Below are 336 nucleotides of genomic sequence, written 5' to 3' on the forward strand. Positions count from 1 at the left end.
GAGAATACCGGATTCGAACCGGTGGCCTTTCCGAAAGCCTTCGGAACGCTCTAGCCAACCGATATCAAGTGTTCGATGTACACTCGGCTCTTTTTCCGCTTGATCGCCCGCTCCCTGGCCATGGCCGCTGCACGACCTGGGAATTCCTCGCTCCACCTTAGCTCCCAGTCCCTGGCCATCTTGGTGTATTTTGATCGGCCACCGTTGTGCCTCGCCAATCGCTCCGAAAGGTCCTGGCAATGGCCGACATAGTACCGGTCGGCACTCTGGCTATAGATGATGTAGACGACAAACCCCATAAAAAAAGCACCCCTTGTTGAGGTGCTTGTGATTGTG

Annotated in this window: 1 protein-coding gene; it reads right to left on the reverse strand. The window is 55.1% G+C overall.

The window, feature by feature from the left end:
- Positions 1 to 50: 50 nt before the first annotated feature.
- The coding region (locus tag M3P07_RS17710; RefSeq protein WP_249971260.1) for a GIY-YIG nuclease family protein at positions 51 to 336 on the reverse strand (286 nt) is incomplete at its 5' end.

This window comes from Flagellimonas myxillae, from assembly GCF_023502235.1.
Taxonomy (GTDB): domain Bacteria; phylum Bacteroidota; class Bacteroidia; order Flavobacteriales; family Flavobacteriaceae; genus Flagellimonas; species Flagellimonas myxillae.